The sequence below is a fragment of the Klebsiella michiganensis genome (assembly GCF_015139575.1).
In the GTDB taxonomy this organism is placed as follows: Bacteria; Pseudomonadota; Gammaproteobacteria; order Enterobacterales; family Enterobacteriaceae; genus Klebsiella; species Klebsiella michiganensis.
The window spans coordinates 2,786,042-2,800,784 of record NZ_AP022547.1 but is presented as its reverse complement, the minus strand read 5'-3'; the positions used below and the strand labels follow the sequence as shown (position 1 = coordinate 2,800,784).

The window sequence follows — 14,743 nt, the reverse complement described above, 5'->3', positions numbered from 1 at the left end:
GCCGCCTGGCCCGGACGTTGTACTTTAGCGTTTGTTACGGTGCGTCAGGAGATAGACTGCCGGGATCACCAGCATCGAGAGCAGCGGCGCGGTGATCATCCCGCCGATCATCGGCGCGGCGATACGCTGCATCACCTCCGATCCGGTGCCCCCTCCCCACATAATCGGCAGCAGTCCGGCCATGATTGTCGCCACGGTCATCACTTTCGGGCGCACGCGCAGCACGGCTCCTTCATGAATCGCCTCGTTGAGCGCGCGATCGTTCAGCTCGGGGCGGCGTTTCGCGATCGCCTGGTTCAAATAGAGCACCATAATCACCCCGAACTCCGCCGCCACGCCGGCAAGCGCAATAAAGCCCACGGCGGCGGCTACCGACAGGTTGTAGCCCAGCAGCCAGAGCAGCCAGACGCCGCCGATCAGCGAAAACGGCAAAGTTCCCATAATCAGCAGAGCGTCTTTAACGCGACTGAAAGTGACGTAAAGCAGGATAAAGATAATCATCAGAGTAAACGGCAGCACGATTTTCAGCTTCGCGGTGGCGCGCTCAAGGTACTCATACTGCCCGGACCAGGTCAGCGAGATGCCTTCCGGCAGCCTGACCCGTTTGCCGACCTCGCTCTGCATTTCATCAACTGCGGATTTTAAGTCGCGCCCGCGAATATCCACGTAGATCCAGTCCGACAGGCGGGCGTTTTCGCTTTTCAGCATCGGCGGGCCGTCGGTAATGGTGATGTCCGCCAGTTCCGAGAGCGCTACCTGCGCCCCGCCGCTGGTCACTACCGGCAGATCGCGCAGCTTTTGCAGCGAGTCGCGCATTTCTCGCGGGTAGCGGACGCCGATCGGGTAACGTTCTCGCCCCTCGATGGTTTCGCCGATGTTATCGCCGCCGACGACGCTGGCGACGATTGACTGCAGCTCCTTCACCGACACGCCGTAGCGGGCGGCTTTCACCCGGTCGATAGCGATATCGATATAGCGGCCGCCGTCGAGGCGTTCCGCCAGCGCCGACGTCACCCCCGGTACGCTACGCACGATGCGCTCAATCTCTTCGGCGGTCTTTTCGATCTCCGCCAGATTGTTACCGTTCACTTTGATGCCGACCGGGCTTTTGATGCCGGTCGCCAGCATGTCCAGGCGATTACGGATCGGCGGTACCCAGACGTTGGCTATCCCCGGTACCTTCACCGTATTGTCGAGCTCCTCGATCAGCTTATCCATGGTCATGCCGGGCCGCCATTCGCTTTTCGGCTTGAACTGAATCGTGGTTTCCAGCATGGTCAGCGGCGCCGGGTCGGTAGCGCTGTCCGCCCGCCCGGCCTTGCCGAATACGCTTTGCACTTCAGGAATGGTCTTGATCAGACGGTCGGTCTGCTGCAGCAAGCGTCCCGCTTCGCGGCTGGAGATCCCCGGCAGCGTGGAGGGCATATACAACAGGTCGCCCTCGTCAATTTGCGGCAGAAATTCGCTGCCGAGCTGCGCCAGCGGCCACAGCGTGGCAACCAGCAGCAGGCCCGCCGCCGCCAGCGTCGCCTTCGGCCACTGCAAAACTTTATCCAGCAGCGGCTCATAGGCGCGAATCAGCCAGCGGTTGAGCGGATTGGCGGTTTCATCAGGAATTTTGCCGCGAATAAAGTAGCCCATCAGCACCGGCACCAGGGTGATCCCGAGTCCGGCGGCCACCGCCATCGAATACGTTTTGGTGAAGGCCAGCGGCGAGAACATCTTGCCCTCCTGCGCCTCGAGGGTGAACACCGGAATAAACGACAGGGTGATAATCAGCAGGCTGCAAAACAGCGCAGGCCCCACTTCCGACGCCGCGTGCTGGGCAATCTGCCAGTAGTCGGCGGAGGACGGCTGGCGTTCAGGGTGCTCGTGCCGCCACTGCTCCAGTACCTTATGCATATTTTCTATCATCACGATTGCCGCATCGACCATGGCCCCGATGGCGATCGCAATCCCGCCTAGCGACATCATATTGGCGCTGACGCCCTGATAGTGCATCACAATAAACGCGCCAAGGATCCCCAGCGGCAGCGTGATCATCGCCACCAGCGCGCTGCGGAAGTGGAACAGAAACAGCGAGCAGACCACCGCCACGACGATAAACTCCTCAATGAGCTTATGGGTCAGGGTCTCGACGGAGTTTTTAATCAGCTGCGAACGATCGTAGACCGGAACAATCTCCACGCCTGCGGGCAGGCTTTTTTGCACTTCCGCCAGTTTGGCCTTTACCGCGTTAATGGTGCTGAGCGCGTTTTTACCCGAGCGCATAATGATTATCCCGCCCGCCACCTCGCCCTGGCCGTTGAGCTCGGCGACGCCGCGCCGGATCGCCGGTCCCCGGCGCACGCTGGCGACGTCGGAGAGCAGCACCGGCACGCCGCTGCGCGCAGCGATAACCACCTGGTTAAAGTCGTCGATGGACTTCAGGTAGCCGGTGGTGCGCACCATATATTCGGCTTCGCCAAGCTCGAGCACCGAACCGCCCCCTTCCTGGTTGGCGCTCTGGATCGCGCTAATCACCTGCTCGTGGGTGACGTTCAGCGCTCGCAGCCGGTCAGGATTAAGGATCACCTGATACTCTTTGACCATTCCGCCGACGCTGGCCACCTCCGAAACATCCGGCACGGTTTTCAGTTCATATTTGAGGATCCAGTCCTGAATCGCCCGCAGTTCGCCGAGGCTATGCTGGCCGCTTTTGTCGGTAAGCACATATTCAAACACCCAGCCGACGCCGGTGGCATCCGGCCCCAGCGACGCTTTCGCTTCCGGCGGCAGGCTGCTCTGGACCTGGCTCAGGTACTCCAGCACGCGGGAGCGCGCCCAGTATGGGTCCGTTCCATCATCAAACAGCACATAGACATAAGCATCGCCGAACATCGAAAAGCCGCGCACGGTTTTCGCTCCCGGCACCGACAGCATGGTGGTGGTCAGCGGGTAGGTCACCTGATCTTCGACAATCTGCGGCGCTTTCCCCGGATAGCTCACGCGAATGATCACCTGGGTATCGGAGAGATCCGGCAGCGCGTCCAGCGGTGCCTGCTGTACCGACCAGACGCCCCAGGCGGCCATAATCAGCGTCGCCAGCAATACCAGCAGGCGGTTGCGCAATGACCAGCGGATAACGGCGGCAATCATGGCTGCTCCTTAGCGCCGTTCAGCGGCATCATTGAGGTGACTCGCGCCCCTTCATCGGTCAGGACGAAGTGAAACATCACCGACTCGCCGGGCCGCATCTGTTCCCGCAGCTGCGGCGTAATAGCAAAATCCATGATCATCGCCGGCCATTTCAGCGCCGGTACCGGCTGGTGCGCGATGGTTACCGCCTCATCGCTCACGGCCTTAATAACGCCCTGCGCTGAGTAGCTTTTTGCTTCCTCCTCTTGCCCGGCCATTTGCGGCAGCGCGCTGCGCAGGCTGGCTTCGGAGTCAATCAGGAACTGCCCGGAAGTCACCACCTTTTGGCCCGCTTCGAGGCCGGATTTAATCTCAACCAGACCATTCTGCGTTCGCCCTGCGGTCACCTCGACCGGACGGAAATGCCCCTCGCCGTCGGCGATCAGCACCCGATTGCTGGTGCCGGTGGCAATTAATGCCTCTTCCGGAATAGCCAGAACGGCGCTCTCCTGCTGCGCCTCAGCCAGCTCAACGTTCAAATACATGCCCGGCTTGAGCCGATGCTGCGGATTATTCAGCACTACGCGGGCTTTCAACGTACGGGTGGTGGCTTCGAGGTCGGGAAGCAGTTCGCTGACGGTTCCCTGAAACGCCATACCGGGCCAGCTGCCGGTGGTGGCTGTCACCTTACTGCCTTCGCGCAGCAGGCTGGCCTGGCTTTGCGGGTAATCAATCACGATCCAGACCGGATCGAGGCTGGCCAGCTCGAACAGCGGTTGGGCTGTCGTGACCTGCGCGCCGGTGCGCACATCCAGCTTGCTGACGTAGCCATCGTGCGGCGCGCGCACCGTCATGCGGGTTTGCGGTTGACCGCTGCGCTCAACGCTACGGATAACCGCTTCCGGCATAAACTGCAGCCGCAGGCGGTCGCGGGCCGCGGCGGTCAGCCCGCTATCGCCCAGCCGCCTCACCGCCAGATACTCCTGCTGCGCCGCCGCCCACTGCGGGATCCACAGCTCCGCCAGCGCCTCGTTCTTTTTCACAAACTGCTGGGAGGCGTTGACGTAAAGTTTCTCAATCAGACCGCTGGCCAGCGCCGGTACCGTTTCAACGCCCCGCTCATCAATGGCCACGGTAGCAAAAGCATTGAGCTTCATCGCCAGCGTCTGGCGGGAGACGTTCGCCGTACGGACGCCAAGGTTTTGCTGCTGGCGGGCGCTAATCTGCACGCCCCCGGCGTCTTCTCCCGCGCCTTCATCGGCGTAACGCGGCACCAGATCCATATCCATAAACGGCGATTTACCCGGTTTATCAAAGCGCGTAGCGGGGGCCATTGGATCATACCAGTACAGCACTTTGCGACCCGTTTCCGCCTGGCCGCCGCCAGCGGCGGGCATCGGCGCGCTTCGCGAACCCAGCCAGTAGCCGCCCGCGGCGGCAAGGGCGACGGCCAGCGCCACAAGGGTAAGAGCAGATTTAAGCTTCATTATTTAACATCCTGTGGAATAAGGTAGCGAATAGCGGCCCACGCATCGGCAAGCGCTTTCTCCGCATTGTTGCTGGCAATTTCTCCGCTCAGGAGATCGCGACGGGCGGCGAGCAGCTCAGGCAGCGCGGAGCTGCCGCCCCGATACTGGGCATTGACGAGACTCACCTTCTTGCGCAGCAGCGGCAGCACCTCGCTTTGCTGGCGATCGTAAATGGCTTTCGCGGCGTTATATTGCGAAATCAGCTGATACTGCTGCGCCTGATGTTCGCGCATCAATAACGTCAGCCGATCGTTGGCTTCATAGGTACGGGAGACGTCCGCTGCGTGGTCTTTGTCCTGGCGTTTGCCCTGAAAAATAGGCATATCGACGGTAAACATTACCCCCACCATGTCGTCATAATCATCACCGCGTCGGGCGTAATAAACCTCAACGCCCACGTCGGGGATCGCCGCGACTTCCGACTGTCCTGATTTCGCTTTCGCCAGATCGGCTTCTCTGGCGGCCTGGATCACTTCCGGGTGAAGTTTAATCCCGGCCATTAAGTCGGCTTCGTCGGCAGGCAGACGTTCAATGCGCGGCAGCGGGCCGGAGATATCGCGGACCTCCTTCCCGGTGAGCTGCAACAGGCGTGCCTGGGCGATCTGTACATCGCGGCGGGCGTTATCCTGCTCATTTTTCATCGCATTCAGCGCCAGCTGAACGTCCAGCACGCTGCTGGGACTGGCGCTGGCGCTGCTGACGCCGGCCTTTTGTACGTCGATTTGCCGGGACGTTTCGCTAATCAACGTCTGCACCGAGCGCAGCGACTTCTGCGCCAGCGCCAGCGCCAGCCACGCCTGGGCGGTTTCCCGCTGCAGCCGGGCACGAATAACATCGGCATTAGCGGCGGTCTGGCGCGCCTCGGCGGTAATGGAGTCGGCTTTCCGTTCACGCTTGGTACTGCTGACGTAGTCCTGCATCACGCCAACTCTTTGCATGGTCATCCCCTCGCGGGTGAGACGGCCGGCGTTATTGCCGCCCAGCGGGACGTTTTCAATACCAAATTTCAGCTTCGGATCGGGGAGCTGCATCGCGGAATCCGCCATATTCTTCAAAGCGTTAACCTGATGATCGTTGGCGGAGAGCTCGGCGGAGTAGTTTTCCGCCGCCGACAGGGCCTCCGCGAGCGTCGTTGCCCAGCCGTTGGTGGACATCAGCGATAGTAAAAGCGGCAGCCCGCAGGCCGCCTTATTGAAGATGTGCATAATGACTCCGGAATTATCGCGCGGTAATTGAAACGATCGCGTAGCCGGAGTCGGTCTGGCGGAAGGTGAAATCGACCTGCTCTCCCACTGCCAGCTTTTTATCGTGGTTATCAGCGAGCGCAAAGCTCATGGTCATCGCCGGCCAGTTCAGCTCGGTAACCGGAGAGTGGGCAATCACGACGGCACCGTCGCGCCAGGCTTTAATGACCCCGCTGGCCGAATAAAGCGTGGCGGAATCATCCGCCTTCTTCATCTCCGGCATATCCGCCATGGAGGACATGGTGTGATGGTGCATCGCGGCGTCTTCCGCGCTGGCGGTAAATGCGCTGAAGGAAAAGGTCAGTACGCTGGTAATAAGCAGAAAAATAGAGGTCGAACGCATAATAAAGTCTCCGAAAAAAACATAAAGTCGCCCGCAGACCGGGCAGATCTGATGGATGTTTTTAACGGTGCGTTATTCCCTGAAACGGCAGAAGCGTATCTCAACCGGCGGACCGGTGACCGGCGGCGTGCGCCAGTCCATACGTTCAGCGCAGGTCTCCTGCTGCGGGGAAACCACGAGTAGCGCGGTTTCGGAGGGGAGCGCGTTCAGCTGTAGAGAGGTTAAAGAGTTAGGCTGCGCGGTATCGGGGTCGCAGTGCTTCTCACAGATAACTTTCTGGCCGACGTTTTCCATGCCGGGCATGTTCATCATGCCATCGACAATATGGTGAATCTGCACCTGCGGCGCCGCGGGCTGCTGCTGGCCGCCATGGTGCGCCGCGACGGCGAGCTGAAGGTTGAGCAGTAACCAACAGGCAATAACAAGCCCTGCGCGGATACGAAGCCGGCGCCGGGTTGCTTGTTTAAATAATGCCTGTAGTGACTGAATCATAGTGATATTCGCAATTAGACGACCGCTGGATTAAATCATACTCACTGCAAGAATTAAACGATATTTCAAAGAGAAAACTCCAGGTTAAATAGAATGAAGTTTCTCTATAAATATTTACACCAAAAAGGGATATCAGTATTTGACCTTCCCCTTGGGGGAAGGTGTATAGCCGGCGGATAATGTATTTAATAAATAGCAAAAATGTTATTTATATGTAATTAGCAAAAGTGAACGCGATTATTATTCCAGCACCAACGTATCGCCGGTTGCCGGCGCGCTACTCTCCGCTAGCCACCAGCGCCCCCATGAACCGGTGCAGTGGCAGGCCATCACCTCCTCGACCTTCTGCTGGCGCAAGAATTGTCTAAGCTGACGAATTGCCCACGGCGGCGCGCTGCGCAGATGAAGACCGCCGATGATGGCGTATATCTGCTGGATGCCGGTGATCTTCTGGCAGTGGCGAACGGTATTGATCAATCCGCGATGTCCGCAGCCGCAGATAATGACTAACCCTCGCGTCGAGCGGTAGATCAGGACGCCTTCATCGACAATATAGTCCTCACCCTGGGATTGACCCGTCAGGAGGCCATAGGCACGCGGGTGAGCGACCGTAATCTCACCGGACCACAGCAGTCGTTCGCCGATCGCCACCGGCTCGCGGCTGTACTCCATGCGGTGGCGGGAGTAGTCGATATCTCGCGACAGCTTTTTGACTTTCCAGTTGCGTCCTGCGAGAGATAACGCCGAGTAGCGGGTGAGTCCAATCTGCGGATGACAAATAATACGGCTGTTGTCCGGCAGCCACGGCACCCCGCCGCAGTGATCGTAATGTCCATGGGAGAGCACCGTGGCGGTCAGGTCAGATAAAGAGACGCCCATACGCTGCGCATTATGAAGAAACGTGCCGTCTGGCCCGGTATCAAACAGCACCCGGCTGGTTTCATCCTCCACAAGCAGGCTTAATCCGGGTTTCGCCTGCAGCAGGCTGTCCTGCCCCTTGCCGAGCCGGTTTTCGAGTAACACCTTAATGATTAACGCCATTTAATGACCATCCCCCTGGTTTGCGACGCCTACTGTAGCCAACCGCTGGCGGGGATGCCGTGATGAACCCTGCATAAGGAAAAGTGACAGCGTCACAACAAAGTAACATATTGATTCTGTTTAGTTGCCAGATAAGCATTGCCGTCTATGCTGATGAACGAGTTTCTCTTAACCGGAGCGCGCTATGGCAGACTGGAATCCTTCACTTTATTTGCAATTCGGGGCTGAGCGTACGCGGCCCGCCGCCGAGCTTCTCGCCCGCATCACCCACCATCCCGCCACGCTGGCCGTTGATCTGGGCTGCGGACCTGGCAACAGTACCGCTCTGCTGCGCGATGCCTGGCCAGATGCCACGATTATCGGCGTTGATAATTCTCCGGCCATGCTGGAAGAGGCCTCCCGGCGGCTACCGGACTGCCGGTTCGTCGAGGCGGATATCGCTACATTTCGCCCCGAGCGGCCGGCGGACGTGATTTATGCCAATGCTTCGCTGCAGTGGCTCACGGATCATCAGCGCCTTTTCCCATATCTGGTCAGCAATCTTGCGAAAAACGGCGTACTGGCGGTGCAAATGCCGGTGAACTGGCAAGAGCCCTCGCACGTGCTGATGCGTCAGGTTGCTGAAGAGCTGGGGCATCCGGCCAGTGGGCGGCAGCCGCTGCCGGATGTGTCGGAGTATTACGATATGCTGACCACCAGCGGCTGCGAGGTGGATATCTGGCGCACCACCTACCATCACCCGCTGGCATCGCACCAGGCCATTATTGAATGGCTACAGTCAACGGGCCTGCGACCGTTTTTACAACCGCTTGATGAACAGCAGCGCCAGGCGTTTCTCGGACGCTATCTGGAGCGGCTGAAACAGCACTATCCGTTACAGTGTAACGGAAAGGTACTGCTGCGATTTCCGCGCCTGTTTATCGTCGCGCGCCGCTAGCGCCATCGGAGTGTAAAAAGAGGGAGAGAACGCTACGGCGCAGGAAGCAGGCGCCGTAGGCCAGGTTTACCAGGACAGATGATGGACCAGAGAGAGATCCCATGCGGTGGCCAGCAGCGAAAGAAACATGATGAGGTTCACAACCGTCTCTATGCGTTTTTCCATTTTGTTACTCCTGAGTCGTTTCCCCTGTTTTACAGGGGAAATCTTAATAACTTCTTAATCTCAGATTTTCAGAGCGTCACGCGGTAACGAACATAGTCATCGGCGGGCGTAAATTCATCATACAGACGCCGGGCCGGATTATCAGTACGAGTGTGCCAGTACAGCCGCGACCACCCTTTCTCTTTCCCTTCCGCTTGCAGCGCCTGCATCAACGCCCTGGCGATGCCTTTTCCGCGCATCGGCGGGGCAACAAACAGATCTTCCAGATAGCAAACAGGCGTCTTTACCCAGGTGCCTTCGTGAAGGACACAAATCGCAAATCCAGCGATGTTGCCATCCGCCAGGGCAACCCGGCCCAGCATGGGAGAAGCGGAATCAAGCATCCGCTGCCAGGTATATTCCGTGACGTCGGACGGCTGCGGGCTAGCGTAGAAACGGGTATAGCCTTCCCAAAGCTGTAGCCACTGCGCTTTGTCCTGCTGGCACACTTCACGAATTTCAATGACCATGGGTCTCATCCCTCGTTTGGATAAGCCATTATTTTCCAGTCAGATAATTAGTTCAACCGCCGGGGGCACAATTCATCTTTTTCTCTTAATTGCCCCTGTTTCCGCTGCCGGACGAAATGGGCACAATCTTTCAGACCTGCGTTTGTAAAAAATAGATAAGTATGTTGTAACTAATGCGAATACCAAACTAACCCGGCAGCTGCCGGGTTGAGAGTGATGCTCCATCGCTTCAGGAATGTGCCCGGATGAGTGCCGGGCGGCGGCTAACGCCTTACCCGGCCGACACGATCGACGCTATTCTGGTCGTCCGTCAGCGGGCTTTAGAGTATCAGCATAATGGCTTAACGGCGGCGCGCATGCCGTCGCGCAGAATAGCATCCAGATCCTGCGTGACCCGATCAACCAGACCCGGCACTTTCGTCAGGTCTTGCTCCCAGTGGGATTCAACGGACAGTACGGCTTTTACCAACTCGCCGGTGGTGATTTGCGCATCCCGATGCTGGGCCCATAGCGCCTTATAGCTCTCCATCCATTCGGCATCATCCTGAACCGGATAGTTCTCACCGTTACGCTCGCCGCGATAAAAGGCGATCAGCGCCGCCAGCGCAAAGGTCAGGCGCGTCGGGAGAGCCCCCTCTTTCTTCTGGCCCGCCAGCAGCTGCGGCAGAATGCGGGTACGATATTTAGTCATGCCGTTCAGCGCGATAGACAGCAGCTGATGCTTGATGTACGGGTTACGGAAACGACCGGTTACCGCGCTGGCGAAGGACGCCAGCTCATCGCGCGGCAGATCGAGAACCGGAATAATCTCCTGATAAATCGCCTTCTCGACGAATGAGCAGATTTCCGCATCGTTCATCGCTTCGCCCACCGTATCCAGGCCTGCCTGGAAGGCGACCGGCACCAGCGCGGTGTGCGCGCCGTTAAGAATGGCCACTTTACGCTCTTTGTACGGTTTAATATCGTCAACAATCAGCACATTAAGCGGTAGCTTATCGAGGCGCAGCTCGGCGGCCAGGGATTTCGGCCCCTGAATGACAAACAGGTAGAAATGTTCGGCGGTATCGAGGAAACCGTCTTTATACCCCAGTTGCTCTTCAATCTGCGCGGCTTCATCGCGCGGATAGCCGGTCACAATACGGTCTACCAGGGTGGAGCAAAAAGCGTTGGCTTCATCCAGCCATGCCACAAACGCTTCCGGCAGCGCCCACTCCTGCGCATAGCGCAGCACCAGTTCCCGCAGCGCTTCACCGTTATAATCAATCAGCTCGCAGGGAACGATGACCCAGCCTTTATCCGCCGCGCCGGAGAAATGGCTGTAGCGTTCAAACAGCAGGCGGGTCAGTTTTGCCGGATAGCTCACCGCAGGCGCATCGTCGAAGCGGTCCCCTGCGTGGTAGCTAATACCCGCTTCGGTGGTATTGGAAAACACAAACCGCATATCCGGGTTGTGCGCCAGCCGCAGCAGTTCATCGTAATCCGCATAGGCGCTGATTTCGCGGTTTACCGAGCGAATCAGACGCGCATCGCTGACCGCTTCCCCTTTCTCGTTCAGGCCGCGAATAATCGTGGTGTAGAGGCCATCCTGGGTGCTGAGCGACGGCGGGAATGAGCTCTCAATCGGACGCACGATCACCACCCCGGCATTCAGGTCGGTATGCTCGTTCAGCAGATCGATCTGCCAGTCGATAAACGCGCGCAGGAAGTTACCTTCGCCAAACTGAATGATACGTTCAGGGTACTGCGCGCCCGGGAAATCGCGACGGTTTAGTGTTTTCACAAGGGTTCCCTCATAGAGTAGTCATACAACCTGAGTAATTGGTCCAATAAGTTATCAGGTTTTTACGCAAGTGAAACCCTGTTTTGATCAAAGCTGTATGCAATATAAAATTTATGACAGAAATTTATAGAACAGCGATGTTGCCGTCAGCTCGCCGTCGGGCATCAGCGCATAGCGTGGAATTTCCCCGGCTTTTTCCCAACCACACTGTACATAAAAGTTTTCTGCTCCGCTGCCGGTCGCCGTATCCAGCACCAGAACGCTCTTACCCTGCTCGCGCGCGATGGCTTCCAGTCGGGACATCAGCGCATTCGCCAGCCCCTGACGCCGCGCATTTTGGTGAACCAGAAGTTTGGCGACATCGGCGCGGTGCGGCTGGTTTTCCGGCTGGTCGGTAATCAGCTGCACCGTACCAACAAGCCGCTGCTGCGCATCCGCTGCGGCGAGAACAATGCGCTCACCGGCGGCGACGCTCTGCGCCATTCGCAGCCAGAACGCCGTCGCGGTTTCCGGGGAAAAAGGCAGCATAAAGCTCACCGAGGCCCCGCCGTTGACGCAGCTGACGAGAATGTCGGTTAATTCAGGAAGGTGTTCAAGAATATCGTCACGCGACAGCGTGCGCAGAGAAAAGGATGTGGTCATAGGTAACTCCTTGAAATTGACCACATCACTATGTTTTTAACTTATATTTAACACAAGCGGAATTACCATCGTATTTTCTTATGTACGATTCAGACCATTTCTTGCGTAAAAATACGATTGCGTCCGGCTTTTTTTGCCCGAATCATAGAATCATCGGCGACCATGAGCAGCTGGTTGAACAGATCCGTTATTCTGGCTGAACCCGGCGCCCGGCTCTCCAGCCCCATGCTGATGGTCAGCTGGATCCTGTTTTGCCCCCAGGTGAAGGTTTGCGACTCGATGCCCTGGCGAATTTTTTCCGCCAGCAGCACTCCGTCTCGCGCGGATGAGGTCAGCGCCGCGACGGCAAACTCTTCCCCACCAATACGCGCCACCATGCCCTCTTCACCCACCAGCTGCCGCACCTGCTGCGCAAACTGGGCCAGCATACAATCGCCGCACTCGTGGCCCCAGCGATCGTTAACCTGCTTGAAGCCGTCGATGTCGAGCACCATCACGGTGAGCAGCTCGTTTTCCGCGATCGGCTGACGTTTCAACGCTTCGCTTAGCCCGGAGCGAGAATAGACCCGGGTCTGGAAGTCGAAATCAGCGCGCAGGGCCAGCTGTTTGACCAGGTTATTAATCGCCTCAACGCTGGAAGCGACGATGATGGGGCTGATCAGCATCGCAGCAATCCCCAGGCGCGTTGAAAACAGCTGCCACGGCTGCATCCGGGTATCGGGGGAGAGATGGATAAGCGAGTTCGCCACCAGCAGAATTTCGCTAATCCCGGTAATAAAGGTCAACAGGCAGGTTAACGGTAGCGGATAGCGAATCGCGCACCAAATCAGCGCCGGTAACGGGAAGGTTATGCTCCCGGCCCCGCCCACCGCCACGCCGAGCACAATCGACAGCACCAGCGCAATCGCCGGTAACAGCTGACGCAGGCGAAAACGCCCGAACGCCGAAGGGAGCGTGAGGGTTAAAATGAACGGCAGGATCAGCACAGCAGTCGAAAACTGTTCGCTAAACCAGTCCGCCAGTTGGGGAATAAACGTGGCGCGTTCCACATCTACCGAACCCAGCGCCCCGACGGCCGCGCAGAGCAGCGCCGCCAGCAGACAGTAGCAAAACAGGCTTAGCGCATTTATCGGTCCCGGCATCGAATCAGCCCGGCGCTTATCCCACAAAATGAGCTGCGCCAGGGTGACGATAAAAACGATATTGGAGAAGTTGATCAGAAAGGAGGCGAACCCCATTCCCCAACGAGATGTTAAACCGTCATATACCAGCATGGCGGCAAAACAAACGGCGTAAAAATAGCTGCGATTTAGCCAGATATAACGCGCAAAAATCCCCGCCATTACCGCGTTCAGCGGCCAGAAGAACGACAATTCTTGTACCAGACGCAGCATCGCGCCAAAGAAATGCAGTAGTAGCGTTAAAGTGAACAACACCAGCGCATCACGCACGGGCTGTTCCTCACGAAACAGCGTGAATGACCGAATCGACAGTGGAGACATTCATGATTATCCGTCTAATTGTTTCAGGCAATTATTATGTTAATAATTAGTAAGCGGTTCATCATATCATGAGAATAATTATCAGGCATATACCGCCGCCCGATGAATTACAGTCTGCTGCGGTCCGGCGAATTCATCTGGATCACCAGCCAGCGGTGAATCACCTGCACCACGTAGCGCTGCTCTTCGTCGCTGAGGCCGCGCCCCCGCGGGATCGCGTGCCACTTTTCCAGACAGCCGCGACAGCAGGTCGCGGTGGCATGCTGGGCGATAAACACCGGATGTCCGCGCATCGGGGTCTGCTTACCGTCGTTAGGAATTTGCGCAGGGGCCAGCCGACTGGCGATAAAGTCCGCCGCGTGCTGGTCGATAACCTCCGCGCCCTTATCATAACAATACTGCCGTTCTTTCACGCCGAGGCGAAAACGGGAGCGAAAAGTGGAGCGCTGCAGGCGGGCAAACAGGTTTTCTATGGGCACCATCAGAATACCGACCTCCCCAGTTTTTGAGTGAGTTTTTCCAGTAAAGCGATCCCGGCCAGCGAGTTCCCGGCGTCATCGAGCTCCGGGCTCCAGACCGCAATCGCCATCTCCTGCGGAACGATGGCCACAATCCCGCCGCCGACGCCGGATTTCGCCGGTAAACCGACGCGCCACGCAAACTCACCGGCGTTCTGATACATGCCGCTGGTCATCATCAGCGCGTTGACCTGCCGCGACTGAATGGGGGCGATAACCGGCGTCTCAAGGTGCGGAGCGATACCTCGGTCGGCAAGAAACAGAAAGGTGCGCGCCAGCTCTACGCAGCTCATCTCCAGCGAACAGTAGTGGAAATAGTTTTGCAGCACCGTGGCGACATCGTTATGGAAATTACCGAAGGATTTCATCAGCCAGGCTATCGCGGCATTGCGCGCCGAATGGTCGAACTCCGAGCGGGCAACCACCGGGTCATAGGCGATATCGCCCACACCGCTGAGACGACGCACGATTTCCAGCATCCGCTGGCGAGGCGCGCTGAGACGACTTTGCAGCATATCGCAGACCACCAGCGCCCCGGCATTAATAAACGGGTTGCGCGGTTTGCCTTGTTCAATTTCCAGCTGCAACAGCGAGTTGAAAGGCTGGCCGGAGGGATCTTTACCCACCCGCTGCCAGATCTCCTCTTCCTGATAGTGGTTCATCGCGACCACCAGGCTCAGGACTTTCGAGATAGATTGGATAGAGAAGCGCTCGTGCGCGTCGCCGGCGCTGTAGTGCTGACCGTCGACCGTACAGATAGCCACGCCGAGCTTATCGCCGCTGACGCTGGCCAGCGCCGGAATATAGTCCGCCACTTTACCGCGACCAATTAGCGGCCTGACTTCAGCCAAAATGGCATCGAGCATTGCGTTATTCATTACCGTCGCCACGCGCGGCTCCTTGCCAACAACAAAATTCGGGCGG

General features: G+C 57.9%; 13 protein-coding genes. 1 reads left to right on the top strand and 12 read right to left on the bottom strand.

Features of this window, described 5'->3' with window-relative positions:
• Positions 1 to 24: 24 nt before the first annotated feature.
• From JLG71_RS13195 to JLG71_RS13170, 6 genes are all read right to left on the bottom strand, one after another.
• Positions 25 to 3,138 (bottom strand): efflux RND transporter permease subunit, encoded by a 3,114-nt coding sequence (locus JLG71_RS13195; protein ID WP_116280543.1) that lies wholly within the window; start codon positions 3,136 to 3,138, stop codon positions 25 to 27.
• Positions 3,135 to 4,604, bottom strand: a complete 1,470-nt coding sequence (locus JLG71_RS13190; protein ID WP_025105742.1) for an efflux RND transporter periplasmic adaptor subunit — start codon at positions 4,602 to 4,604, stop codon at positions 3,135 to 3,137. Before JLG71_RS13190 ends, JLG71_RS13195 begins: the two co-directional genes overlap by 4 nt.
• Positions 4,604 to 5,851 carry a TolC family protein gene (locus JLG71_RS13185; protein WP_009654697.1) on the bottom strand — a complete coding sequence of 416 codons (1,248 nt, stop codon included), beginning with the start codon at positions 5,849 to 5,851 and terminating at the stop codon, positions 4,604 to 4,606. Before JLG71_RS13185 ends, JLG71_RS13190 begins: the two co-directional genes overlap by 1 nt.
• A 13-nt stretch (positions 5,852 to 5,864) precedes the next feature.
• A complete protein-coding gene (locus tag JLG71_RS13180) occupies positions 5,865 to 6,233 on the bottom strand; it encodes a copper-binding protein (RefSeq protein ID WP_032749031.1) in 369 nt (122 codons plus the stop codon).
• A 72-nt stretch (positions 6,234 to 6,305) separates the two neighbouring features.
• On the bottom strand, positions 6,306 to 6,725 hold the full coding sequence (locus JLG71_RS13175) for a hypothetical protein (protein WP_004851141.1): 420 nt from the start codon (positions 6,723 to 6,725) through the stop codon (positions 6,306 to 6,308).
• A gap of 240 nt (positions 6,726 to 6,965) precedes the next feature.
• Positions 6,966 to 7,766 (bottom strand): MBL fold metallo-hydrolase, encoded by an 801-nt coding sequence (locus JLG71_RS13170; protein ID WP_025105744.1) that lies wholly within the window; start codon positions 7,764 to 7,766, stop codon positions 6,966 to 6,968.
• Between the two features lie 184 nt (positions 7,767 to 7,950).
• Between JLG71_RS13170 and tam the strand changes: the two genes are divergently transcribed.
• Positions 7,951 to 8,703 (top strand): trans-aconitate 2-methyltransferase, encoded by a 753-nt coding sequence (gene tam / locus JLG71_RS13165; RefSeq protein WP_187228215.1) that lies wholly within the window; start codon positions 7,951 to 7,953, stop codon positions 8,701 to 8,703.
• A 233-nt stretch (positions 8,704 to 8,936) separates the two neighbouring features.
• Here tam and JLG71_RS13160 read toward each other — a convergent pair whose 3' ends face one another.
• From JLG71_RS13160 to glsB, 6 genes are all read right to left on the bottom strand, one after another.
• The gene (locus JLG71_RS13160; RefSeq protein ID WP_200914272.1) at positions 8,937 to 9,377 is read right to left on the bottom strand and encodes a GNAT family N-acetyltransferase; all 441 of its coding nucleotides are present in this window, start codon (positions 9,375 to 9,377) and stop codon (positions 8,937 to 8,939) included.
• Between the two features lie 328 nt (positions 9,378 to 9,705).
• Complete coding sequence (locus JLG71_RS13155) at positions 9,706 to 11,157, bottom strand: tagaturonate reductase (protein WP_038424556.1); 1,452 nt, start codon at positions 11,155 to 11,157, stop codon at positions 9,706 to 9,708.
• A 111-nt stretch (positions 11,158 to 11,268) separates the two neighbouring features.
• Positions 11,269 to 11,799, bottom strand: a complete 531-nt coding sequence (locus tag JLG71_RS13150) for a GNAT family N-acetyltransferase (RefSeq protein WP_004851153.1) — start codon at positions 11,797 to 11,799, stop codon at positions 11,269 to 11,271.
• Positions 11,800 to 11,888: 89 nt separating this feature from the next.
• Positions 11,889 to 13,301 carry a GGDEF domain-containing protein gene (locus JLG71_RS13145; protein ID WP_004851155.1) on the bottom strand — a complete coding sequence of 471 codons (1,413 nt, stop codon included), beginning with the start codon at positions 13,299 to 13,301 and terminating at the stop codon, positions 11,889 to 11,891.
• Between the two features lie 107 nt (positions 13,302 to 13,408).
• Entirely contained in the window at positions 13,409 to 13,783 is a 375-nt protein-coding gene (locus JLG71_RS13140) for a DUF4186 domain-containing protein (protein WP_200914271.1), read from the bottom strand.
• Entirely contained in the window at positions 13,783 to 14,709 is a 927-nt protein-coding gene (gene glsB, locus JLG71_RS13135) for a glutaminase B (protein ID WP_014229486.1), read from the bottom strand. Before glsB ends, JLG71_RS13140 begins: the two co-directional genes overlap by 1 nt.
• Positions 14,710 to 14,743: the final 34 nt, after the last annotated feature.